This is a genomic window from Rouxiella sp. WC2420 (genome assembly GCF_041200025.1).
Lineage (GTDB): Bacteria > Pseudomonadota > Gammaproteobacteria > Enterobacterales > Enterobacteriaceae > Rouxiella.
In genome coordinates this window covers 3,341,466-3,363,365 of the sequence record NZ_CP165628.1, presented here as the reverse complement: position 1 = coordinate 3,363,365, position 21,900 = coordinate 3,341,466, and the positions used below count along the sequence as shown (strand labels likewise).

General features: G+C 50.8%; 22 protein-coding genes, 1 pseudogene and 1 other annotated feature. Of the genes and pseudogenes, 9 read left to right on the top strand and 14 right to left on the bottom strand.

The window, feature by feature from the left end; genetic code table 11:
• Positions 1 to 3 precede the first annotated feature (3 nt).
• From oppC to oppF, 3 genes are read left to right on the top strand one after another with little or no spacing between them, the layout of a single operon-like run.
• Positions 4 to 912, top strand: coding sequence for an oligopeptide ABC transporter permease OppC (gene oppC / locus AB3G37_RS15505; RefSeq protein WP_009635973.1), 909 nt, complete (start codon positions 4 to 6; stop codon positions 910 to 912).
• Positions 913 to 923: 11 nt separating this feature from the next.
• Positions 924 to 1,946: an ABC transporter ATP-binding protein gene (locus AB3G37_RS15500; RefSeq protein ID WP_009635974.1), complete on the top strand. Its 1,023-nt coding sequence runs from the start codon at positions 924 to 926 to the stop codon at positions 1,944 to 1,946.
• Entirely contained in the window at positions 1,943 to 2,977 is a 1,035-nt protein-coding gene (gene oppF, locus AB3G37_RS15495) for a murein tripeptide/oligopeptide ABC transporter ATP binding protein OppF (RefSeq protein WP_369788396.1), read from the top strand. The genes AB3G37_RS15500 and oppF overlap by 4 nt, the downstream gene beginning before the upstream one ends.
• 87 nt (positions 2,978 to 3,064) lie before the next feature.
• On the opposite strand, the gene AB3G37_RS15490 is transcribed toward oppF, so the two are convergent.
• Both AB3G37_RS15490 and cls read right to left on the bottom strand, forming a co-directional pair.
• The gene (locus AB3G37_RS15490) at positions 3,065 to 3,388 is read right to left on the bottom strand and encodes an HI1450 family dsDNA-mimic protein (protein WP_009635976.1); all 324 of its coding nucleotides are present in this window, start codon (positions 3,386 to 3,388) and stop codon (positions 3,065 to 3,067) included.
• A gap of 83 nt (positions 3,389 to 3,471) precedes the next feature.
• Positions 3,472 to 4,932, bottom strand: coding sequence for a cardiolipin synthase (gene cls / locus AB3G37_RS15485; protein WP_009635977.1), 1,461 nt, complete (start codon positions 4,930 to 4,932; stop codon positions 3,472 to 3,474).
• Positions 4,933 to 5,175: 243 nt separating this feature from the next.
• Here cls and AB3G37_RS15480 point away from each other — a divergent pair, with 243 nt between their 5' ends.
• A complete protein-coding gene (locus tag AB3G37_RS15480; RefSeq protein ID WP_369788395.1) occupies positions 5,176 to 5,352 on the top strand; it encodes a YciY family protein in 177 nt (58 codons plus the stop codon).
• Positions 5,353 to 5,420: 68 nt separating this feature from the next.
• On the opposite strand, the gene AB3G37_RS15475 is transcribed toward AB3G37_RS15480, so the two are convergent.
• Both AB3G37_RS15475 and AB3G37_RS15470 read right to left on the bottom strand, forming a co-directional pair.
• The gene (locus AB3G37_RS15475) at positions 5,421 to 5,585 is read right to left on the bottom strand and encodes a YnfU family zinc-binding protein (RefSeq protein WP_009635978.1); all 165 of its coding nucleotides are present in this window, start codon (positions 5,583 to 5,585) and stop codon (positions 5,421 to 5,423) included.
• Between the two features lie 135 nt (positions 5,586 to 5,720).
• A complete protein-coding gene (locus tag AB3G37_RS15470; protein ID WP_009635979.1) occupies positions 5,721 to 6,017 on the bottom strand; it encodes a YciI family protein in 297 nt (98 codons plus the stop codon).
• 232 nt (positions 6,018 to 6,249) lie between these two features.
• Between AB3G37_RS15470 and AB3G37_RS15465 the strand changes: the two genes are divergently transcribed.
• On the top strand, positions 6,250 to 7,005 hold the full coding sequence (locus AB3G37_RS15465) for an energy transducer TonB (RefSeq protein ID WP_369790972.1): 756 nt from the start codon (positions 6,250 to 6,252) through the stop codon (positions 7,003 to 7,005).
• 298 nt (positions 7,006 to 7,303) lie between these two features.
• Positions 7,304 to 8,329, top strand: a complete 1,026-nt coding sequence (locus AB3G37_RS15460) for a hypothetical protein (RefSeq protein ID WP_369788394.1) — start codon at positions 7,304 to 7,306, stop codon at positions 8,327 to 8,329.
• 135 nt (positions 8,330 to 8,464) lie between these two features.
• Here the strand turns inward: AB3G37_RS15460 and yciA are convergent, their stop codons facing one another.
• From yciA to AB3G37_RS15445, 3 genes are all read right to left on the bottom strand, one after another.
• Positions 8,465 to 8,905: an acyl-CoA thioester hydrolase YciA gene (yciA, locus tag AB3G37_RS15455; RefSeq protein WP_037377773.1), complete on the bottom strand. Its 441-nt coding sequence runs from the start codon at positions 8,903 to 8,905 to the stop codon at positions 8,465 to 8,467.
• Positions 8,906 to 9,043: 138 nt separating this feature from the next.
• Positions 9,044 to 9,592, bottom strand: coding sequence for a septation protein A (locus tag AB3G37_RS15450; protein WP_369788393.1), 549 nt, complete (start codon positions 9,590 to 9,592; stop codon positions 9,044 to 9,046).
• A 243-nt stretch (positions 9,593 to 9,835) separates the two neighbouring features.
• On the bottom strand, positions 9,836 to 10,588 hold the full coding sequence (locus AB3G37_RS15445; protein ID WP_369788392.1) for a YciC family protein: 753 nt from the start codon (positions 10,586 to 10,588) through the stop codon (positions 9,836 to 9,838).
• A 317-nt stretch (positions 10,589 to 10,905) separates the two neighbouring features.
• Between AB3G37_RS15445 and AB3G37_RS15440 the strand changes: the two genes are divergently transcribed.
• Positions 10,906 to 11,937 (top strand): glycosyltransferase family 9 protein, encoded by a 1,032-nt coding sequence (locus AB3G37_RS15440; protein WP_369788391.1) that lies wholly within the window; start codon positions 10,906 to 10,908, stop codon positions 11,935 to 11,937.
• A gap of 107 nt (positions 11,938 to 12,044) precedes the next feature.
• On the opposite strand, the gene AB3G37_RS15435 is transcribed toward AB3G37_RS15440, so the two are convergent.
• Positions 12,045 to 12,410 (bottom strand): YkgJ family cysteine cluster protein, encoded by a 366-nt coding sequence (locus AB3G37_RS15435; protein WP_009635986.1) that lies wholly within the window; start codon positions 12,408 to 12,410, stop codon positions 12,045 to 12,047.
• 287 nt (positions 12,411 to 12,697) lie between these two features.
• Between AB3G37_RS15435 and ompW the strand changes: the two genes are divergently transcribed.
• Positions 12,698 to 13,333 carry an outer membrane protein OmpW gene (gene ompW, locus AB3G37_RS15430; protein ID WP_009635987.1) on the top strand — a complete coding sequence of 212 codons (636 nt, stop codon included), beginning with the start codon at positions 12,698 to 12,700 and terminating at the stop codon, positions 13,331 to 13,333.
• Between the two features lie 83 nt (positions 13,334 to 13,416).
• On the opposite strand, the gene AB3G37_RS15425 is transcribed toward ompW, so the two are convergent.
• The 6 genes and pseudogenes from AB3G37_RS15425 to AB3G37_RS15400 form a co-directional block, all read right to left on the bottom strand.
• Entirely contained in the window at positions 13,417 to 13,731 is a 315-nt protein-coding gene (locus AB3G37_RS15425; RefSeq protein WP_009635988.1) for a BON domain-containing protein, read from the bottom strand.
• A 271-nt stretch (positions 13,732 to 14,002) separates the two neighbouring features.
• Positions 14,003 to 14,809, bottom strand: a complete 807-nt coding sequence (gene trpA / locus AB3G37_RS15420) for a tryptophan synthase subunit alpha (RefSeq protein ID WP_009635989.1) — start codon at positions 14,807 to 14,809, stop codon at positions 14,003 to 14,005.
• The gene (gene trpB / locus AB3G37_RS15415; RefSeq protein ID WP_369788390.1) at positions 14,809 to 15,999 is read right to left on the bottom strand and encodes a tryptophan synthase subunit beta; all 1,191 of its coding nucleotides are present in this window, start codon (positions 15,997 to 15,999) and stop codon (positions 14,809 to 14,811) included. The genes trpA and trpB overlap by 1 nt, the downstream gene beginning before the upstream one ends.
• Positions 16,000 to 16,021: 22 nt before the next feature.
• Positions 16,022 to 17,386: a bifunctional indole-3-glycerol-phosphate synthase TrpC/phosphoribosylanthranilate isomerase TrpF gene (gene trpCF, locus AB3G37_RS15410; protein WP_369788389.1), complete on the bottom strand. Its 1,365-nt coding sequence runs from the start codon at positions 17,384 to 17,386 to the stop codon at positions 16,022 to 16,024.
• A gap of 3 nt (positions 17,387 to 17,389) precedes the next feature.
• Positions 17,390 to 18,993: pseudogene (trpD, locus tag AB3G37_RS15405) on the bottom strand (bifunctional anthranilate synthase glutamate amidotransferase component TrpG/anthranilate phosphoribosyltransferase TrpD).
• Between the two features lies 1 nt (position 18,994).
• Complete coding sequence (locus tag AB3G37_RS15400) at positions 18,995 to 20,557, bottom strand: anthranilate synthase component 1 (protein ID WP_369788388.1); 1,563 nt, start codon at positions 20,555 to 20,557, stop codon at positions 18,995 to 18,997.
• 21 nt (positions 20,558 to 20,578) lie between these two features.
• Positions 20,579 to 20,680, bottom strand: a sequence feature (Trp leader region).
• Positions 20,681 to 20,971: 291 nt separating this feature from the next.
• On the opposite strand from AB3G37_RS15400, the gene AB3G37_RS15395 reads away from it, so the two are divergent.
• Positions 20,972 to 21,847 carry a PHP domain-containing protein gene (locus AB3G37_RS15395; protein ID WP_369788387.1) on the top strand — a complete coding sequence of 292 codons (876 nt, stop codon included), beginning with the start codon at positions 20,972 to 20,974 and terminating at the stop codon, positions 21,845 to 21,847.
• Positions 21,848 to 21,900 lie beyond the last annotated feature (53 nt).

Genomic DNA, 21,900 nt, shown 5'->3' with positions numbered 1-21,900 from the left:
ATGATGTTAACCAAAAAGAAAAGCAGCGAAGCTCTGGAGAATTTCACAGAGAAGCTCGAGGTAGAAGGGCGCAGCCTATGGCAGGACGCCCGTCGCCGTTTTATTCATAACCGCGCGGCAATTGTCAGCCTGATAGTGTTATTTTTTATCGCGCTGTTTGTGACTTTCGTTCCGATGATTTCGCATTTTCGCTATGACGATACCGACTGGAATATGATGTCGGCCGCGCCTGATTTCGCTTCAGGACACTATTTCGGTACTGACTCCTCGGGTCGTGACCTGTTGGTGCGCGTTGCGATTGGTGGGCGTATCTCGCTGATGGTCGGGGTTTCTGCTGCGCTGGTGGCCGTCGTTCTCGGCACACTTTACGGTTCGATTTCCGGGTATCTCGGCGGCAAAACCGACTCGGCAATGATGCGCCTGCTGGAAATCCTCAACTCCTTCCCATTCATGTTCTTTGTTATCCTGCTGGTCACTTTCTTCGGGCAGAACATTTTCCTGATTTTTGTCGCCATCGGCATGGTGTCCTGGCTTGATATGGCGCGTATCGTTCGCGGTCAGACTCTTAGCCTGAAACGTAAAGAGTTTATCGAAGCAGCGCTGGTCAGCGGGGTTTCAACGCGCAATATTGTGCTGCGCCACATTGTTCCCAACGTGCTGGGCGTCGTTGTCGTTTACGCCTCGCTGTTGGTGCCAAGCATGATCCTGTTTGAATCTTTCCTGAGCTTCCTCGGATTAGGCACCCAGGAGCCGCTGAGCAGCTGGGGCGCATTGCTGAGTGACGGCGCCAACTCAATGGAAGTTTCTCCATGGTTGCTGTTCTTCCCGGCTGGTTTTCTGGTGATAACGCTGTTTTGTTTCAACTTTATCGGCGACGGGCTGCGTGATGCGCTCGATCCGAAAGATCGTTAAGGAGTGTGAAGATGAGCACCATTGAATTTAGCAGTAGCACTCCGCAGGCGGTTGATGCAGCAAAAACGCCGATTCTGCTGGATGTAAAAGATTTGCGTGTCACTTTTGGCACACCGGACGGGGATGTTACCGCCGTCAACGATTTGAATTTTGACCTGCGTGCTGGTGAAACGCTGGGCATTGTCGGCGAATCCGGGTCTGGTAAATCGCAAACCGCATTTGCACTGATGGGGCTGCTTGCCAGCAACGGGCGCATCGACGGTTCTGCGAAATTTAACGGCAAAGAGATCCTTAACCTGCCGCCAAAACAGCTTAACAAGCTGCGTGCAGAACAGATTTCGATGATTTTCCAAGACCCGATGACCTCGTTGAACCCGTATATGAAAGTCGGCGAACAGCTGATGGAAGTGCTGATGCTGCATAAGAACATGAGCCGTGCAGAGGCGTTCGAAGGTTCGATTCGCATGCTCGATGCAGTAAAAATGCCGGAAGCGCGCAAGCGAATGAAAATGTATCCGCACGAATTCTCCGGCGGGATGCGTCAGCGCGTAATGATTGCCATGGCGCTGTTGTGCAGTCCTAAACTGCTGATTGCCGATGAACCGACTACCGCGCTGGATGTGACCGTTCAGGCACAGATTATGACGCTGCTAAACGATCTAAAACGTGAATTTAACACGGCAATTATCATGATCACTCACGATCTCGGGGTAGTTGCGGGTATTTGCGACAAAGTGCTGGTGATGTACGCCGGGCGGACCATGGAATATGGTCAGGCACGCGACGTGTTTTACCAGCCAAGTCATCCGTACTCTATCGGCCTGCTCAATGCGGTACCGCGTCTGGATGCCGAAGGCGAGTCGCTGTTGACTATCCCCGGTAATCCGCCGAACCTGTTGCGTTTACCGAAAGGGTGTCCATTCCAGCCACGCTGTCCTTACGCGATGGAAGTTTGTGCCAGCGCGCCGCCGCTGGAACGTTTTGGTGATGGCCGCTTGCGCGCCTGCTTCAAGCCTGTGGGGGAGTTAGTATGAGTGAAGTAACCGGTATTTATCCTCCAAAAGCTCAGCCAGAAAGTGACAGAAAAGTGTTGCTGGAAGTCGCCGATCTCAAGGTTCATTTTGCCATTAAAGACGGCAAGCAGTGGTTCTGGCAGCCTTCGAAAACCCTGAAAGCAGTAGACGGCGTAACCCTGCGTCTGTACGAAGGCGAAACGCTGGGCGTAGTGGGTGAGTCGGGCTGTGGTAAATCGACTTTTGCCCGTGCGCTGATAGGTTTGGTCAAAGCTACCGACGGGCACGTTGCCTGGCTGGGTAAAGATCTGCTGAATATGTCTGATGCCGAATGGCGCAACACCCGCAGCGATATCCAGATGATCTTCCAGGATCCACTCGCCTCGCTGAACCCGCGTATGAACATCGGCGAGATCATTGCCGAACCGCTGCGTACCTATAATCCTAAAATGCCTAAACAGCAGGTCAGGGAGAAGGTCAAGGCGATGATGCTGAAGGTTGGCCTGCTGCCTAACCTGGTTAACCGCTATCCGCATGAGTTCTCGGGTGGCCAGTGTCAGCGTATCGGCATTGCGCGTGCGCTGATACTCGAACCCAAGCTGGTGATTTGTGACGAGCCGGTTTCGGCGCTGGACGTATCAATTCAGGCACAGGTCGTTAACCTGTTGCAGCAGTTGCAGCGTGAGATGGGCCTGTCGCTAATCTTTATCGCCCACGACCTGGCGGTGGTGAAGCATATTTCCGATCGTGTGCTGGTGATGTATCTGGGACACGCAGTGGAGCTTGGGACTTATGACGAGGTTTATCATAATCCGCAGCATCCATACACTCGGGCGCTGATGTCTGCGGTGCCGGTGCCGGACCCTGACAAAGAGCGTAACAAGAAGATCCAGCTGTTGGAAGGGGAGTTACCTTCGCCGATCAATCCGCCATCAGGCTGTGTGTTCCGCACCCGCTGCCCGATTGCCGGACCAGAATGCGCCAAAACGCGACCACTGCTGGAAGGCAGCTTCCGCCATGCGGTGTCGTGCCTGAAGGTCGATCCGCTTTAATCACGTTTCGGCTTATTACAGATAATAAAAAACCCCGCGATTGTTAAGCTGAAAACATGGCGGGGTTTTTTTATGCGTGAAAGAGAATTACTCTTTCCACAGAATATGGCAAAGCTTGTGGTCTTTTTCACGGCACAGCAGCACGCGGGCAAAGACATCGTTGATCGGGTCGCCGTCGGCATCAGCCAGGCCAATGACTACTTCGGCAAAGAAGTCAGGATTGAGGTCATAATCGACGTGCTCGACCCAGTCTTCGGCCGGATCGTATAACTCAGCGCCGCCGCGTTCTTCAAATTGCAGGTTAAATATCAGGATGTCCGCAGGATCCAGGTTATCTCCAGCCAGTTCGAGAAAGATATCATAGGCTTGCTCAAGGGTTTCATCTTCGGTCAGGCGATTGTTCAGATCCATATTCTTCTCTTTCAATAGTTTGTGGTGCGAGTAGCGGCAGACCGCCCGTCACAGGGTCTATTAGAACATTGCCGCCGCCGCTATTACAATAACGGACTGAAAAAGTAGAACAGCCGTTCGACGATTCGGTGCCAGAAAGGCCTTTTTAGCCACTCTTTCGGGTCGAGCAAGCGCGAACGCGCGAGATAATCTTCCTGTACTACGGCCAGATCGGCACCAAAACCGGCATCGTCGATTACCAGTGTAATCTCGAAATTCAACCACAAACTGCGCATGTCGAGATTTACCGTGCCGACCAGGCTTAGCTGTCCGTCGACCAAAATGCTCTTGGTGTGCAGCAATCCGCCCTCGAACTGATAGACCTTCACGCCAGCTTCCAGTAATTCATTAAAGAATGCCCGACTGGCCCAATCGACCATCATTGAATCATTTTTCTTTGGCACAATAATACTGACATCAACACCGCGCTGTGCGGCAGTGCAAATTGCGTGCAATAAATCATCGCTCGGTACGAAATACGGCGTAGTCATCACCAGCTGTTCACGCGCCGAATAGGAAGCAGTCAGCAGCGCCTGATGGATCATGTCTTCCGGGAAGCCTGGCCCGGAGGCGATCACCTGAATTGTGTGGCCGCTCTCCTGTTCGAACGGCATCTGATTAACTTCTGGCTCTGGCGGCAGAATGCGTTTTCCGGTTTCGATTTCCCAGTCGCAGGAGTAAACAATACCCATGGTCGTGGCCACCGGGCCTTCCATACGCGCCATTAAATCGACCCACTGACCGACACCCGCATCCTGCTTGAACAGCAGCGGATCAACCATATTCATGCTGCCCGTATAGGCAACGTAATTGTCAATCAGTACCACTTTGCGATGCTGGCGCAGGTCCATGCGGCGCAAAAATACGCGGAAGAGGTTAACTTTCAAAGCTTCTACTACTTCGATACCGGCATTGCGCATCATCGCCGGATACGGGCTGCGGAAAAATTGCAGGCTACCTGCCGAGTCGAGCATCAGGCGGCAGTGAACGCCGCGCCGGGAAGCGGCCATCAAAGATTCTGCGACCTGATCGACTAATCCGCCCGGCTGCCAGATATAAAACACCATTTCGATGTTATGGCGTGCCAGCTCGATATCACGCATGATCGCTTTCAATGTGTCATCGCTGGTGGTTAGCAGCTGCAACTGGTTGCCTTTAACCCCGGCGATACCCTGGCGACGTTCACACAGTTGGAACAGTGATTTAGCCACGTCACTGTTTTCACTTGCGAAAATACGATGGCAACCCTTGAGGTCGTTTAGCCAGCGGGCGGTTGAAGGCCACATCGCTTTGGCTCGTTCTGCGCGACGTTTCCCCAAATGCAGTTCGCCAAACGACAGATAGGCAATAATCCCCACCAGTGGAATGATAAATATAATCAGCAGCCATGCCATGGCCGAGGGCACCGCGCGGCGCTTCATTAAAATGCGTAACGTGACGCCGGCAATCAATAACCAGTAACCGAAGACCATAAGCCAACTGATTACTGCATAAAATGTTGTCATAAGGGCGAAAAATCCTGTTCGCGAGCAATTTGGTGAGTTTACGCAGAGTGAATCAAAGGTTAAACCTTTTATATAATTTTATCTGCCGCTTCAATCAGCTAGCTCTGATTGAGTTGTAAAAAGGTGAGTAAATTTACGTAGCCTGTAATTAAGCGTAGCTAAAACTATCAATGGCATGAGCGGGATGATCTATAATGTCCGCATTATTTGAAAAGCGGCCCTTATTAAAGGAATAATTGTTGAATGAAACGCAGTAGGAACGAAGTGGCACGATGGCGCATGCTGCGTCAGACTCAAAGAAGGAAGAGCCGTTGGTTGGAGGGGCAGTCGCGACGTTACCGACATATTTATCGAATCCGCGCGATACATTCACTGCAACAACAACGTCTCAGTTTATACACTGTAATACATGAGTGGTAATCTGCAATCGGCGCAATCAGCGCCTTTTATTAGCACGTTTGGTGATTGAGTTTCGTGCCAAAAATCTCTCAGCCATTATCTTTCATACGAAACAAGGCGCCACATTTTGGGCAAACCAGCGTGGCGTTTTTACGCACTTTCTCGCTAATCTGTTCCGTGGATGCGTGACATTCAGGGCAATTGACCTTAGTTGTTTTACTGGTCAGAAACTTCAATCCGTCGAAGAATGACATAATTGGCTAGCCTCACAGGTAGGGGTACTTAGTCTACCACGTAAGCAGGAGGTTAGCTTGGCAGTTGAGAGTAAAGAAGCAGGACTGTCCCGCTTCTTCGAGTCATGCTCTTGAGTAGGGCTAATTAACTAAAAATTAGATAGTTTTCTTGAACGGCTTAACGGTGACTTTCTGGTATACACCCGCCAGCATATAGGGGTCAACTTCGGCCCAGCTTTGTGCTGCTTCAAGACTTTCAAACTCGGCAATGACCAGCGAACCGGTCATACCTGCATCACCAGGTTCTTCGCTATCAATTGCGGGGAGTGGGCCGCCAACCAATACGCGGCCCATATCTTTAAGCTTTTGCAGGCGTTCGATATGCGCCGGACGCGCAATACGCCTTTTTTCCAGAGAGTCGTGGACATCTTCAGAATAAATCATGTAAAGCATAGGGTCACCTTGTTGTCTTGTTTTAAAAAACCTGGCGCAGTACGCCAGTGAAGGTGTTTACAATATCGAAACCCCGCGCTGCTGAAAAGGGCGCCGAGTGAATCAAAATCGCAGTATTTGAGAATAGTTTTCATCTCCTTATTGAATATGATTGCTATTTGCATTTAAACTTGCGGATTCACGGGGAAACTGAATTACTATGCAGCCAAGAGCGATGTCTTTAATCAATGCTATGCCATTAAAAAAACAGTCAATCATTCGCAGAGTCACTTTGCCGGCCCTGTTGTCAATCGGGATACATGGTGCAGTCATCGCGGCTTTGCTTTATGTCACCATCAAAGATTCCGTCAAGATGCCGAAACAGGAAGAGCACGTCATGAGCGTGACGATGGTTAATCCGGCAACTTTTGCTCCGCCACCGCCTCCACAGCCCGTGGTTCAACCACAGCCAGAGCCGGAACCGGAACCTGAGGTAAGGCCCGATCCCGTGGTAACGCAACCGGTAGCAATCCCATTACCGGAGCCAAAACCTGAGCCGAAGCCCAAACCTAAACCAAAGCCGGTTAAAAAAGTCATCGAGAAGCCAAGGCCTCATCCACAGCCCAAGCCGGTCGAGAAGACCCATGAGACTGCAAAAACCGAAACCTCGCCGTTGATTTCGCAAAAGGCACCGGTAGCACCTGCGCCTAAACCAGCAGCAGCAACTCAGGGCAGCAGCAGTGGTCCACGTCCGCTCGACAGGACCAAGCCACAGTACCCGGCGCGCGCTTTTGCGCTGCGAATCGAGGGGCGCGTAAAAGTACAGTTCGACGTAGAAAGCGACGGTAGGGTAGACAACATTCGCATTCTCTCTGCCGAGCCGCGCAATATGTTTGAGCGTGAGGTCAAGATGGCGGTAAGTAAATGGCGCTACGAACCTAAAGAGGCTAAAAATCTGACCGTCACGTTGGTGTTTAAAATGAACGGTGGCGGTGGCGTAGAGGATTAAAACTCACTGCCCGTCAGGTCTGAATAAAAAGAGATAAAGCCGCGGTTTTATCTCTTTTTTTATTTGAATTATTCGACGAATTTCCAAACAGATTTCCGCTTTATTGTCTATCCTCTTAATTACCGATGGCTATTTATTCTTTTGATATCACTTAAATAAGAATAAGCGATCTGTAATACCCTTGTTTTTTATATGAATGATTATTGGCAGCCGCGTTTTTTGTCTGGCCCGGACGGGCAGTCAAGCTGGCTGTAGTGCCACGATCGTTTCATGTCATTAATTTATAGAGGAAATAATTATGACGCATAATGATCCGACTGTTTATCCGACGCATGATGAGCTAACAACCAGCGCCTACCGTATTAATATCAGACGTATTTCATGGGGCGCTGTGCTCGCAGGTGTCATTTTGTCGATTGTGACTTATATGCTGCTTTCGATGCTCGGCACGGCTATCGGTGCATCAACTATAGACCCTCTGCATGAATCAAATCCGGTTAATGGATTAGGAACCGGGGCATTAATCTGGATGCTTGCCAACGTGCTGATTTCCTATGCCGTCGGTGGCTATGTGGCCGGGCATCTGGCAAGAAGAGAAGGGGGATTGCACGGAGTATTGTCCTGGGGCGTAGTTACTCTGATTTCGGCCTATATTGTTGCCACGATCGTGAGTAGCGCGGTGGGCGGAGCCATGAATGTTGCCGGTGAAGGGCTGAAAGCGGTGGGCAGCGGTATTGCCAGCGCAGTGCCACAGGCAGGGAGTATGGTTAAGGACAGGTTGCAGGAGGCCAATATCAATCTTGACGACCTGCAAAATGAATTAACAACCACGCTACGTCAGACCGGTAAGCCGGAGTTGCAGCCTGAGAATCTGCAACGTCAGGCTCAAGCCGCAGGCAATAAGGCGATGCAGCAAACTAATAGCTCTCAGGCTCCCGATCAGGATTTAAAACAGTGGCTTAGCGGCGTCATGCAACGTGGAGACAGCACGCTGCAAGCGGCCGATCGTGATGCGTTGAAAAACATTATCAAGGCTAGAACCGGTAAATCCGACCAGGAAGCCGATCAAATAGTCGATAAAGCCCAGCAGGCCTACACTCAGGCTTATCAGAAATACCAGCAACTGAAGGCCGACGCGGAGCAAAAAGCGCGTGAAGTTGCCGACAAAGCTGCGGCTCAATTGTCAAAAGCCAGCTGGTTTGCTTTCGTGCTGCTTGTGATTGGTGGTGTGATCGCCGGATTCACAGGGCAATTAGGCTATCGTAAACAACCTGATCATCTGGTGTATGGTGAAACTAACACCACGACGCATCTCAAACGTTAATCAGCACCTTAAAAATGGTCAGCATCTACAGGACATGAATTAAAAAGCAACCGTGGGTATGAGGGTTTTGATGACAACCGTGATTCGCGGCCAGGCGATTGGCCGCGAATCACGCATTTAGAGGCAAATATTCACTTAATGTTCTAAGGTGTCACCCGAATCTACGCTGAAGTGACTGCGTCCGTCAGGCAAAGTACGGGATTTGCCCTCATCGTCTACTGCAACATAAGTAAAGACCGCTTCGGTGGCAATATATCGCTGACCGATCGGCTCTGAGGACACTTTTTTGACCCACACTTCAACATTGATAGTAATTGAACTATTACCGGTTTTAATGCAGCGCGCATAAACGCAAACCACATCACCAACGGCTACAGGTTTAAGAAAGGTCATGCCGTCAACGCGAACGGTAACAACGCGACCTTTGGCAATTTCTTTCGCCTGGATAGCACCGCCCATGTCCATCTGCGCCATTAACCAACCGCCAAAAATATCGCCGTTTGCATTGGTGTCTGCAGGCATCGCCAATGTGCGTAACACCATCTCGCCATTGGGTAATTTATGTTTATCGTTCATATAGGCTTCACATTGAAAGAATTGAGAATGCATCCCCAATCTTTCAACCTGCAGAAGCGTTGGCTTGTAGCATAATGCCGCCTCCCTGCAAGTTGAAAGCAAGTGGGGACCTTCAACTAGCTGACGTCGTAATGACGACTATTTTTTTTCTTCTTTTTCTTCTTCAGGCATATGTCTGAAGATGTAAATGCCACTTAACAGCGTGAATAGCAAGGTCAGAACGGTGAGTCCAAATACCTTGAAGTTAACCCAAACGTTTTCAGGCAACCAAAACGCCACATAAATGTTTGCCAGGCCACAAATCAGGAAGAAAATTGCCCAGGCGATGTTCAGTTTGCCCCAAACCGCATCCGGTAAGGTCAGCTCTTTACCTAGCATCCGTTGAATCAACGGTTTTTTTAAAATCAACTGACTCACCAACAGTGCGCCCGAGAACAGCACGTAGATCACTGTGACTTTCCATTTGATAAACAAATCGTCATGGAAGACCAGGGTCAAGGTGCCAAATACGGCGACCATAATGAAAGTAATCAGCGTCATTTTTTCCACTTTACGGTATTTGATCCAGGTAAAGATCAAAGCTAGCGCAGTGGCGGCGATTAACGCGCCGGATGCAACGTAAATGTCGTAGAGCTTATAAAAAACAAAAAAAACAATCAGGGGAAGAAAATCAAGGAGCTGCTTCATACTTCATTCCATATTATAGGTAAGCCCTGACTATACCTGATCCTTTTGTGCCTTCAAAATAGACACCGTTTTTCAGCCAGTACAGTACAGCATTACCGAATCTGACAACTTTGCCAGCGTTATTAGTCAATTGAGGCGCTTGTTTGCAGTTGGTTACATTATCCCCGTCAACGACGTAAATTAATGACCTCAGCGCAAAACAAAGGGGCGTCACAGCGCCCCTGATTCAAAAGCAAAACGCATTTAATCGCGCAGTTTGCTGTACAGCCGGAACAAGTAGATTAGCAAAAAGGCTGAAATCAAATTGCTCACCGCACTAAATACAACGGCAACGACCTGCGGCTCGAGGAATTTAAGATGACTCACGGCCAACAGCACCAGCATTTTAGCCGCTAACCACAGCATGATGGCTGGAACAATCAGGCGAGTGTTGGCAAAAGCCAGTTTGGCGCTGAGTTTGATGGATTTGAAGATGCCGATTTTTTCAGTGGAAACGATCACCGGAGCAAAAGATACAGCAACGGCGATGATCAGGCCCGGCACAATAAACAACGTCAAGCCAAGCTGAACGATCAGGGTACACAAGAACATCAGCAGCAAAATACGCGGTAAAGTTGGAGCGGATGCGCCAATCGAGCGCAGTGCGCTGGTGCGCGTTCCGGCAGAAACCTGCTGGATAAGCGTCATCATGCCACCCACCAGCAGCACATTTCCGACCAGAGCAGAAAACGTGGCCGCTGCCGAAACCTTAAGCAGCACCATTTGCTGCTCGGGGCTCATTGACTGAATAATCTCCTGGATACTCATGCCTGCGGTATCGGAAAGTGAACCACTGCCGCTGGTAAGCATGCTGAGCTGATCGCTATCCGGGGTGAAAGCGTGATTTAAAATGACGGTAATAAATGCGGTCAACAGCGCCAGCAGCAAAATACTGCCAAGTTGATTACGCAAAAAATTGAAACTGTCACGGTACAACGTACTGGCCGTGATAGGCATGAAGGCTCCTAAGGGTATCTGTAATATTTTCCGAACCCGGATTGTACCCTGTAATTGCTGCTCTGGCATCCTGACAATCCGAGTAATCCTGCTTCTTACGCAGTCTTACCTTTGGCGTTTTTTTGAGCAGCACCTATGGCGTGAAATTTAGCGTTAATAACAGGATTTTAAAGCAATAAATAAGCCGACAATCAAATTTTAAAATAATTCATGCATCGGATAAATAAATGAAAATTCGCACCTTTTGCGTAAAGAGGCTTGCTTGTTTCTTTTTGTAAATTTAGGATGCAGGGAGTTTATTCACCATAGCTGCGAATATGAAAATTCTATTAATAAGACGCGATAATATCGGGGATCTCATCCTCACGACCCCTCTTATTGCCACACTTGCAGGGCAGGAAAACACCAAACTTGATTTGTTGGTGAATACCTATAATAAAGATGTTCTGGAAGGTAATCCGCATATTGGCAAAGTGCATCTTTATTGCAAATCACATCACCGCAAGCCGGGACAGACCCTGTTAGGTGTTTACTGGCAGCGCCTTAAAACAATTTTCGAAATCCGCATGGCGGGTTATGACGTTGCAATTGTGGGCAGCAGCGACAAACGTCCTTTACAGTGGGCGAAAATGTCCGGTGCAAAACGTATTATTGCCGTTGGCGGCGAGGGTCAAGGGCCTGATTGTGTCACTGACAAGATAGCCAAAGTACAAGGCCAGCATATTGTTGAAGAGCTAAATTCGCTGGCGACTCCACTGGGGATCAACCAGCCGCCAGGCCCGCTTGAACTTTACGTATCATCGATTGAAGTCGCTAAAATGGCGGAAAAGTTCTCGATAAATCGTGACAAGCCGATTTATGGCGTGCAAATCAGTTCACGCAAGCCACAGCAGCGCTGGCAGATAGAAAAATTCATTGAGTTGATTCAACGGCTGAGCACGAAAGAAGATTGCCAGATTATTCTTTTCTGGTCTCCGGGTGCCGATGATAACCCAGAGCATCCTGGCGACGACCAAAAAGCGCAGCAAATAGTTGATGCCTGTAAAAACACGCAGTTGATCCCCTTACCAACCAGCAGTATTCGCGAACTGATGGCCGCGATGTCGCTGTGTGATCAGATTATTACCAGCGATGGCGGAGCGTTACACATTGCTGCGGGTGTTCAAAAGCCGGTTGTCGCACTGTTCGGCAACAGCGATGCTGAATATTGGGCACCGTGGAAGGTTCCTTGCGCAATAATCAAAGGGCCGGATGAAAACGTCGGCAAATTGAGTGTTGACCAAGTCTTTGAGCAGTTTATTGCCTTGCGAGTCAAAGTATTGGCGGCAAAGCTTGTTAATCACGGCTGATGTCCAATCCATAAGTCTTGCATCGCTAAAACTATTCTCTCTAGATAAACGCCGGAGCTTTCCGGCGTTTTACTTTGTGTGCAATCCCAATCAACTATTCATTTACTTCACATCACGATATCCAGCAGCGGTATTGCCGCGACCAGCGGTGGTAAACCGTAGCGTGCACGGGCCCGATCGCAGGCTTCATTAGTTACTCCGTTTAATCCCGATTGATCAAACTCCCGACAGGGCGTGGGGCGATTCAAATAGATAGAGCAGGAAACTGCCTCACCGATTTCCCCCTCCAGCGCGACGCAGCGGGGCGAACGAGCATTGGTGCCCTGCATACAGCTTAGAAAAGGAGTGACTTGTTCTGTCAATGCTTGCGGAACAACGCCGCCAGCTTCTTCAGATTCAGCCCAATAAAATGAAACGCGGAAATAGGCGCAACATGCGCCACAGGTAATACATGGGTTATCAATATCGCTCATCTTGGAAGCTACCGTAAACGGAAACATAAAACCAAAACCAACAGTGAGCGTAAAAATTACTCACTCCACATTTTTTCCGCAACTGATATTTGATTACCAGTCGTAAGGAGTAAAAAGACCTTTTATTGATCTAGATCAATTCCTTTGTTTTTAATGATTTAGAATCAATTTAACGAAGTGCATTTACATCAGTTTTCATATAAAAATCTGAACTTGATACGGTAAATGATTTGCGGAGTGTGGCTAAATACCCGCGGACACAGATAACCATAACGAGGGAAAGGATAATGAAAGCAGCATATTGGGCACTGCTCGCAGCAGCCGCTTTGCCAACGGTAGCCAGTGCCAATCAGGCAGGTGATGTCATCGTTCGCGTCGGTACCGCAACGGTAGTGCCTTCGGCAAATTCGCCGAGCGTATTGGGATCGCTGGGGTCATTTCACGCCAGTAACAATACCCAAATGGGCCTGACGCTAGGGTATATGTGGACAGACAACATAGGTATGGAACTGCTGGCCGCCACGCCGTTCAAGCATAAAATCGGCCTGCGCAGCACGGGTACTATAGCCTCGGTGCGCCAGTTGCCACCCACGCTGATGGCGCAATATTATTTCGGCAGCAAAGAAGACAAGCTGCGACCTTATCTCGGCGCGGGTGTTAACTACACCAACTTCTACGGTGCACATTTCAACCAAACGGGGAAAGACGCCGGGCTAAGCGACCTCAGCATGTCTAACTCCTGGGGTTTCGCAGGGCAGGCGGGTGTTGACTACAACATTGATAAAAATTGGTTGGTCAATGCTTCAGTGTGGTGGATGGACATTAATTCCAAAGCCAAATTCAAAGCTGGCGAAGACCAACAATCGGTACACACGCAGCTTAACCCATGGGTATTTATGTTCGCGGTAGGTTACAGGTTCTAATTATTGGCATGGCGTAAGGAACGAAAAAGGCGTCATCGCGACGCCTTTGAGCTAATGCTTGAATACTACTCTACACTAATCGGTTATTTGATTTGTGTATCATTTTCTACTGAACGAACACCGGCTACGCCACGGGTAACAGCGACGGCTTTTTGTGCTTCAGCGGCTGAAGATACAAAGCCACTCAGTTGAACGCGGCCTTTGAAGGTTTCGACACTGATTTCACGTGACTTGATATTGTCGTCCGCGAGCAGGGCAGATTTAACTTTGGTGGTCACCACGGTGTCATCAAGATAACCACCGGTTCCTTCCTGCTTAGGTGTTGGGGCACAGGCAGCAAGGGTTGTAACCACTACCGCTGCCATACAAATAGCCGAAAGACTTTTTAATAGCTTCATTTTTAACTCTCCATGCGATGTGTTATCACAAACTATCCAATTCACCCAATAAACTTATTCGGCACTTTATCTCTTAAAAGACCCTTTACAAGTATGGCAATACTTTAGGAGACAAGTACATGATTAAGAATAATAAACTATCTGCCCAGTAAGTGTGGTTCAAAAGTGCGGGAAGTACAGTGTCAGGCGGTAAAAAAGTTAAACAGGTTGAAAAAAATAAAGCCCCGCTCACAGTAATGGCGGGGCTTTGCAGACTGTCTGGCTAAAAAACTTAGCGGCGAGTGGCGGCTTTCATTTCAGTAACAAAACGCGACAGCTGAGCCAGCATCTCTGCCGGATCATGCTGATTATTCTCGATGATTCGTACAATTGCCGAACCTGAAATGGCTCCGGCAGCGCCTGCCGCCAGCGATTCTTTGACCTGAGAAGGTTCGGAGATACCAAAGCCCTGCAGCGGCGGCGCGGCGTTATACTCGCGCAGCTTGTCAATCAGATGGTTCAGTGGGGTAACCGCACGCTTTTCTGTGCCGGTAACGCCCGCACGAGACAGCAGATAGGTGTATCCGCGGCCATGAGAGGCGATTTCACGCAGCAGGTCGTCGCTGGCATTCGGCGGACAAATAAAGATAGGAGCGATGCCGTGACGCAAAGCCGCAGCGCGATAAGGTGCCGACTCTTCCAACGGTACATCAGCGACCAATACCGAATCGACGCCGACCTGAGCGCAGCGCTCGTAGAAGGTATCGATACCTTTGTGGAACACCAGATTGGCATACATCAGCAGGCCGATCGGAATATCCGGATGCTTTTCACGAATTTTTTCCAGCAGCACAAAACACTGAGTTGGCGTTACGCCAGCAGCGAAGGCGCGCAGGTTGGCATTCTGAATCGTCGGGCCGTCCGCCAGCGGATCAGAGAACGGAATGCCCAACTCCAACGCATCGGCACCCGCCTCAATCAACGTATCGATGATTGCGAGTGAAAGCTCTGGATTTGGGTCACCGAGGGTGACGAAAGGAACGAAAGCGCCTTCTTTTTGACTTTCAAGACGCTTGAATAGTTGTTGATAGCGCTCCATCAGATCTCTCCCCGGGCAGTCAAAATATCGTGTACGGTAAATATGTCTTTGTCGCCGCGCCCAGAAAGGTTGACTACCAAAATCTGTTCTTTCTGCGGATCCTGTTTGATCAGTTTCAGGGCATAGGCCAGCGCATGCGATGACTCAAGCGCGGGGATGATCCCTTCATTGCGTGACAGTGATTTAAACGCTTCCAGCGCTTCGTCATCGGTAATCGACACGTATTCCGCGCGGCCAATACTGTTCAGATGCGCATGTTGCGGGCCCACTGACGGGAAGTCGAGACCGGCAGAGATGGAGTAAGACTCTTCAATCTGGCCTTCTGAGGTCTGCATCATTGGCGCTTTCATGCCGAAATAAATACCCACCGGAGCGTGTTTCAACGGTGCGCCGTGTTGCCCGGTTTCAATCCCCAGGCCAGCAGGCTCAACGCCAATCAGCCTGACGCTGGTGTCGTCGATAAAGTCGGCAAACATGCCGATTGCATTGGAACCGCCGCCTACGCAGGCAATTACCGCGTCTGGCAGGCAGCCTTCACGCTCTTGCATCTGCGCCTTGGTTTCTTCACCGATCATGCGCTGGAATTCACGCACGATTGTAGGGTAAGGATGCGGACCCGCTGCGGTTCCCAGCATGTAGTGTGCCGTCTCGTAGCTGCCAGACCAGTCGCGCAGTGCCTCGTTACAGGCATCTTTCAGCGTGGCGGAACCGCTGTGGACCGGAATGACTTCGGCCCCCATCAAGCGCATACGAAATACGTTAGGTGATTGACGTTCAACGTCTTTTGCGCCCATATAAATACGACATTTCAGGCCGAGCAGAGCACAGGCCAGCGCCGACGCCACGCCGTGCTGTCCGGCACCGGTCTCGGCGATGATTTCGGTTTTACCCATGCGTTTGGCCAGCAATGCCTGACCCAGCACCTGGTTTGTCTTGTGCGCGCCGCCGTGCAGCAAGTCTTCGCGTTTAAGATAAAGCTTGGTGTGAGTCCCGGCAGTCAGGTTTTTACACAGCGTCAGCGCAGTAGGGCGGCCAGCGTAGTTTTTCAGCAGGTCGATAAACTCGGCCTGGAACTCCGGATCGCGCTGGGCGTTAACGAAAGCTTCTTCCAGCTGGATAAGCGCGGGCATTAGAATTTGCGGCACATACATGCCACCAAATTCACCGAAGTACGGATTAAGTAAAGTCATTTTCTGTTCCTTTAACACTCAATTAGTAAGCGCGCAGCGTCTGGAATACGGCGGTAATCTTGTCCGCATCTTTAATTCCAGGTTCGCGTTCGACACCTGAGTTGAAATCCAGTCCAGCGCAGCCAAGCTGTGCGGCCTGCACGCAGTTATCTGCACCCAGTCCACCGGCCAGCAGCACGTTATCAAGCTTTTCGCCAGCCAGTTTGCTCCAGTCAAAACGCTGACCCGTGCCGCCTTTGCCGTTATCCAGCACATAGCGCTCAACATGTTGCAGGTCGCGGGCCGGGACCGAATCTTTCACGCTCAGCGCTTTCCAGACCTGGCATCCCTGCGGCAAGATTTCGCGCAGATGATTGATATAAATCTGGTCTTCATCACCGTGCAGCTGTACCGCAAACAGGTTCAACGCCTTGGCTTTTTCTGCAACTTCGGCGATATCGGCATCGCGGAACACGCCAACATACTTCAGTGGCGCACCGCTTTGAACCTGGCGCGCCTGAGTGCTATCGATAAAACGTGGCGAACCTGCAACGAAAATCAATCCGCCATAGATAGCACCCGCCTGATAGGCCACGTTGGCATCCTGTGGTCGAGTGAGTCCGCAAACCTTGTTTTCGCCAAGCAGTACGCGGCGAACCGCGCTGGTCAAATCTTTTTCCGACATCAGAGCACTGCCGATCAAAAAGCCGTTGGCAAAGCGGCACAGTTCGCGAATATGTGCATAATCGTTGATGCCTGACTCGCTAATGACTGTTACGCCGTGCGCCACGCGCGGAGCCAGTTCGCGGGTGCGGTTGAGATCGATCGACAAATCGCGCAGGTCGCGGTTATTAATGCCGACCACTTTGGCGTTAAGTTCATTCGCTCGCTCAAGCTCTTCAGCATTGCTGGCTTCGGTCAACACGCCCATGTTCAGGCTGTGTGCAACGGCGGCAAGCTGGACATATTGCTCATCATTCAAGACTGAAAGCATCAGCAGGATGGCATCGGCCTGATAAAAACGCGCCAGGTGAATCTGATAAGGGTCAATAATAAAATCTTTGCACAGCACTGGCTGAGTGACCGCTGCGCTGACCAGCGGCAGAAAATCGAAGCTGCCCTGGAAGTATTTTTCATCAGTCAGAACCGAAATAGCTGAGGCGAAGTCTTTATAAACGCCTGCGATTTCAACCGGGTCAAAGTTTTCGCGAATAGTGCCTTTTGACGGCGAGGCCTTCTTGCATTCGAGAATGAAAGCGGTTCTGGCCCCTTTCAGCGCATGATAAAAGTTGCGTTCGCTGGGTTTGATATCGTTCTGAAAACTGGCCAGCGGTTGCTGTTCTTTGCGTGCCGCGACCCAAACTTCTTTATCGCGGACAATCTTGTGGAGCACGGTTTCCTGCTGCATCACTTATCCTCTTGCTGCCAATGCGGTAACACGCTGGAAAGGTTCTCCGCTGCGCATTACTGCCAAAGCTTTTTGTGCGTTTTGTTTTAAATCTTCCTGGCCAAACAGGCGCAGTAACATGGCGACATTTACAGCTACTGCGGCCTCGTGCGCCGGTTCGCCATTACCTTGTAACAAGCGTGCCAGAATGTCACGGTTTTCTTCAGGTTCGCCGCCGAGCAGGGCAGAGATAGGATAATTATCCAATCCAAAGTCCTGTGGCGTCAGTTCATAAGTCTCAATTTCGCCATTTTTCAGTTCGGCAACCTGGGTAGACGCGTGGATAGCGACTTCATCCATGCCGCCACCGTGAACTACCGCGGCGCGCTCATAGCCAAGCGTGCGCAGGGTTTCGGCGATCGGGCGAACCAGCTCGGGGCTGTAAACGCCAATCAGCGCCAGCGGCGGTCGTGCCGGGTTAATCAGCGGACCCAAAACGTTAAACAGCGTGCGCGTTTTCAGCGCTTTACGTACCGGCATTGCATGGCGAAAACCGGTGTGATATTGCGGTGCAAACAGAAAGCAGACACCCAAGTCATCCAGCGCGGAGCGCGACTGTTCTGCCGGCATGTTCAGATTGATGCCAAAGGCGGCCAGCAAATCCGAAGAACCTGAACGACTCGACACACTGCGGTTACCGTGTTTGGCAATTCTTATGCCACAGCAGGCAGCGACAAAAGCACTGGCAGTCGAGATATTAATGCTGTTGGTGCCGTCACCGCCGGTCCCGACGATATCGGCGAACGGGTAATCAGGACGCGGGAAAGGCAGGGCATCAGCCAGCAAGGCCTGCGCGGCTCCGGCAATCTCTGCCGGCTGTTCGCCGCGCACTTTCATACTGATTAGTGCGGCCGCCAACTGTGCTGGCTCAAGCTCGCCGTTAACAATTGCAGTGAACAGCGCATGGCTCTCTTCCTGCGTCATCGTTTTTGCCTGGTAAAGGTTTTCCAAAATACCTGGGATAGTTTGCGTTTCCATGACAAATCTCCTTACGCCAAAGCCCAGGCCAATGTCTGTTCTAACAGACGGGCACCCTGAGAAGTTAAAATAGATTCCGGGTGGAACTGGAAACCGCAGACTCGGTCTTTATCATGACGAACCGCCATCACCATATCTCCAAAGCGGGCATTGACTGTCAGCCCCTCGGGAATATTGCTGCCGACCAGTGAGTGATAACGTGCGACCGGCAGCGGATTATTCATGCAGGCGAACATACCCTGATTGTCGTGAGTAATAGATGAGGCTTTACCGTGCAGGATTTCCCCTGCCTGCCCGACGTGGCCACCATAGGTCTCAACAATCGCCTGATGGCCAAGACAGATGCCGATAATCGGTAGATTACCGCGCAGACGGCGCAGCAACTCAGGCATGCATCCGGCCTCGGAAGGCGTTCCCGGACCTGGCGACAGCAGCAACACCGGTTTTTCCATCTGACTCAGTTTGTCGATAATCACGTCGGCAGGGATCTGATTACGATAAATCACCACGTTGTGTCCGCTGGAACGCAGCTGATCTACCAGGTTGTAGGTAAATGAGTCTACATTGTCGATCAGTAAAATGTCGGCCATCTTAAAACACCTCTTTAACATGATGGGCAGTGGCGATGGCGCGCAGCACGGCACGGGCTTTATTACGGGTTTCGTCGGCTTCGGCTTGTGGAACGGAGTCGAGCACCACACCGCCACCGGCCTGCACTGTTGCAATGCCGTCTTCTACATAAGCGGAGCGGATAACGATGCAGGTATCAAGGTCGCCGTGGGCTGTAAAGTAACCCACCGCGCCGCCGTAGCTGCCGCGGCGCGATTGTTCTGATTCGGCAATAAGCTGCATGGCGCGCACTTTCGGCGCTCCGGTCAGCGTGCCCATATTCATGACAGCCTGATAGGCGTGCAGCACGTCTAGATCGGCGCGCAACGTGCCGACGACGCGAGAGACAAGATGCATTACCACAGAATAGCGGTCAACTTTGGTCAGGTCGGCGACATAGCGGCTGCCCGGCTCGCAGATGCGCGCCAAATCGTTACGCGCCAGGTCAACCAACATCAGGTGCTCTGCCAGTTCTTTGTGATCGGTACGCATTTCCAGCTCGATGCGGCTGTCGAGATCGGCATCCAGTGAACCGTCGGCGCGACGACCGCGAGGGCGAGTTCCGGCAATTGGATAGATCTCTATCTGGCGGTTGGTGGCATCATATTTCAGCGCACTTTCCGGTGAAGCGCCAAACAGCGTAAAATCGTTGTCCTGCATAAAGAACATGTAAGGGCTTGGATTGCTGTTTTTTAGCGTTTCATAGGCTGCCAACGGCGCCGGGCAAGGCAGGGAGAAGCGGCGAGAAGGCACCACCTGGAAAATCTCTCCGATGCGAATCGCCTCTTTCATTTGTTCAACCACGCCGCCAAACTCTTCGTCGCTTTGATTGCAACTTAGCTTCATATCGTGAACGGTTTGATGAGGAATGGCGTGTGGAGGCTGTTGCAGCTGGTGTTGCAGCTGTTCCAGGCGTTGGACCAAACGTTGTTTCTCTTCTAGATTCGGCGTGAACAGGCTGGCCTGGAGACGGCTGGTGCGTTTCTGATGATCCAGAACCAGCAGCGTTTCTGCCAGATAAAAACAGAAGTCAGGGCAGCGCTGATCGGCGCGCAGCTGAGGCAAATCTTCGAATCCAGCGACTAAATCATAGGCAAACAGGCCGCCGAGGAACATCGCTTCACGTTCTTCCTCTGGTGACTCGACGAGGTTCAGCACGTTTCGCAGCGCATCGAAAACAGATTTTGAACGCAGACGCGCGTCTTCGTCCTGCATGGTATCAATCACCGGGAAAGTCAGTTCACGACCGTTCGGGCGTACCACATTTTGCACATCGGCAGGCAAAGACTCATCAAGCAGCGGCAGCAAAGAAGCCCCGTTAATGGTCAGCGCCTGAACGTTTACCACGCGACCCATCGCAGTGATACGCAGCGCGCTGTCAACGATCAGCAGGCTTTTCAGGCTCTCTTTGGTATTAATTTCAGCACTTTCCAATAGCAGTGTTGCAGGGCGTGCGCCACACAGCTGATGGAAGATAGCCGTCGGATCACCACGGTGACTTCCTTGTGATGTCAACAATTCTAATTTATGTCGTTGATTGCTCATGATTATTCCTAAATTTTATCCACAAAAAAGCCCGCTTTAAGCGGGCTTCGGGTATCTGCAGCGTCTGATGACAGCTATGCGCAATTACACCGCCCGCGAAGGGGAGGCGCGCCACCAGCTGTTAGAAGAAGTCATGTTGTTTTTCATCATCAGTCACTCTTGTAAGTTGTGCTTGCCTGAATTCGGTTGTCACGATCTGTTGTGAACTTGCGTACTAGTTAACTAGTTCGACGGTGTAAAGTCAACCTTCTTTTTTACACTCTTTAAGCAATTTGGGCGTATGGCACAAAGCATGTGTCGAATCGTTTAAAAAGCCATCGATTTAAAAACTCTTAGCGAGATAGCGGTAACCCTGAAGAGGCTTACACGTTATGATAGGTGCAGTTTTTTATAATAGGTCTTTCTGTAATCATTATGACATCCAGTTTATCCGACAATCCTGCATTCACTCTTTACGACCTGCACAGCCACACCACTGCCTCTGACGGTTATCTCACCCCGGAAGCGCTGGTCGCCCGTGCAGTTGAAATGCGTGTCGGGGTTTTAGCTATTACCGATCATGACAACACTGACGGGCTGGCGCGCGCGGCAGCGGCAATCGAGCAGCATAATCTGCCGCTGCAACTGATTAACGGCGTTGAAATCTCAACGTTGTGGGAAAATCACGAAATCCACATTGTTGGACTGCGTATCGATCCGCAGCACCCGGCAATGGTCGCGCTGCTGGCGAAACAGGCGCAGCTGCGAGTCGAGCGTGCTCAGGAAATTGGCCGTCGTTTGGCCAAGGCTCGCATAGAAGGTGCCTGGGAAGGTGCATTACGCCATGCCGATGGGGGAGCCGTTACCCGTGCGCACTTTGCGCGCTATCTGGTTGAGATAGGCGCGGCAGAAAACATCGCCAAGGTGTTCAAAAAGTATCTGGCAAAAGGCAATACCGGCTACGTTCCGCCTCAGTGGTGTACAATAGAAGAAGCTATTGAAGTTATTCACCAATCTGGTGGACAGGCTGTTGTTGCTCATCCGGGGCGCTATGACTTGTCTACCAAGTGGCTAAAGCGGCTGCTCGCCTACTTTGCTGCACAAGGCGGCGATGCGATGGAAGTTGCACAGTGCCAGCAAGCGCCGCATGAGCGCACGCAGCACGCCGCATTTGCCCGTGATTATAATTTACTGGCGTCACAAGGGTCAGATTTCCATCAACCCTGCTCGTGGATAGAACTAGGTCGTAAGCTCTGGTTGCCGGCGAATGTCACCGCCGTGTGGCATGACTGGCCCGTTCTTCGTCCTTGAAGCTGCAACAGCGTTGGCTTCTTTTTCAAACGAGTAAATGTGTCGCCCAGAAG

Coding starts and splice junctions, on each gene's coding strand:
- oppC (WP_009635973.1), top strand. CDS start 4: ATGTTAACCAAAAAGAAAAGCAGCGAAGCTCTGGAGAATTTCACAGAG.
- AB3G37_RS15500 (WP_009635974.1), top strand. CDS start 924: ATGAGCACCATTGAATTTAGCAGTAGCACTCCGCAGGCGGTTGATGCA.
- oppF (WP_369788396.1), top strand. CDS start 1,943: ATGAGTGAAGTAACCGGTATTTATCCTCCAAAAGCTCAGCCAGAAAGT.
- AB3G37_RS15490 (WP_009635976.1), bottom strand. CDS start 3,388: ATGGATCTGAACAATCGCCTGACCGAAGATGAAACCCTTGAGCAAGCC.
- cls (WP_009635977.1), bottom strand. CDS start 4,932: ATGACAACATTTTATGCAGTAATCAGTTGGCTTATGGTCTTCGGTTAC.
- AB3G37_RS15480 (WP_369788395.1), top strand. CDS start 5,176: ATGAAACGCAGTAGGAACGAAGTGGCACGATGGCGCATGCTGCGTCAG.
- AB3G37_RS15475 (WP_009635978.1), bottom strand. CDS start 5,585: ATGTCATTCTTCGACGGATTGAAGTTTCTGACCAGTAAAACAACTAAG.
- AB3G37_RS15470 (WP_009635979.1), bottom strand. CDS start 6,017: ATGCTTTACATGATTTATTCTGAAGATGTCCACGACTCTCTGGAAAAA.
- AB3G37_RS15465 (WP_369790972.1), top strand. CDS start 6,250: ATGCCATTAAAAAAACAGTCAATCATTCGCAGAGTCACTTTGCCGGCC.
- AB3G37_RS15460 (WP_369788394.1), top strand. CDS start 7,304: ATGACGCATAATGATCCGACTGTTTATCCGACGCATGATGAGCTAACA.
- yciA (WP_037377773.1), bottom strand. CDS start 8,905: ATGAACGATAAACATAAATTACCCAATGGCGAGATGGTGTTACGCACA.
- AB3G37_RS15450 (WP_369788393.1), bottom strand. CDS start 9,592: ATGAAGCAGCTCCTTGATTTTCTTCCCCTGATTGTTTTTTTTGTTTTT.
- AB3G37_RS15445 (WP_369788392.1), bottom strand. CDS start 10,588: ATGCCTATCACGGCCAGTACGTTGTACCGTGACAGTTTCAATTTTTTG.
- AB3G37_RS15440 (WP_369788391.1), top strand. CDS start 10,906: ATGAAAATTCTATTAATAAGACGCGATAATATCGGGGATCTCATCCTC.
- AB3G37_RS15435 (WP_009635986.1), bottom strand. CDS start 12,410: ATGAGCGATATTGATAACCCATGTATTACCTGTGGCGCATGTTGCGCC.
- ompW (WP_009635987.1), top strand. CDS start 12,698: ATGAAAGCAGCATATTGGGCACTGCTCGCAGCAGCCGCTTTGCCAACG.
- AB3G37_RS15425 (WP_009635988.1), bottom strand. CDS start 13,731: ATGAAGCTATTAAAAAGTCTTTCGGCTATTTGTATGGCAGCGGTAGTG.
- trpA (WP_009635989.1), bottom strand. CDS start 14,809: ATGGAGCGCTATCAACAACTATTCAAGCGTCTTGAAAGTCAAAAAGAA.
- trpB (WP_369788390.1), bottom strand. CDS start 15,999: ATGACTTTACTTAATCCGTACTTCGGTGAATTTGGTGGCATGTATGTG.
- trpCF (WP_369788389.1), bottom strand. CDS start 17,386: ATGCAGCAGGAAACCGTGCTCCACAAGATTGTCCGCGATAAAGAAGTT.
- AB3G37_RS15400 (WP_369788388.1), bottom strand. CDS start 20,557: ATGAGCAATCAACGACATAAATTAGAATTGTTGACATCACAAGGAAGT.
- AB3G37_RS15395 (WP_369788387.1), top strand. CDS start 20,972: ATGACATCCAGTTTATCCGACAATCCTGCATTCACTCTTTACGACCTG.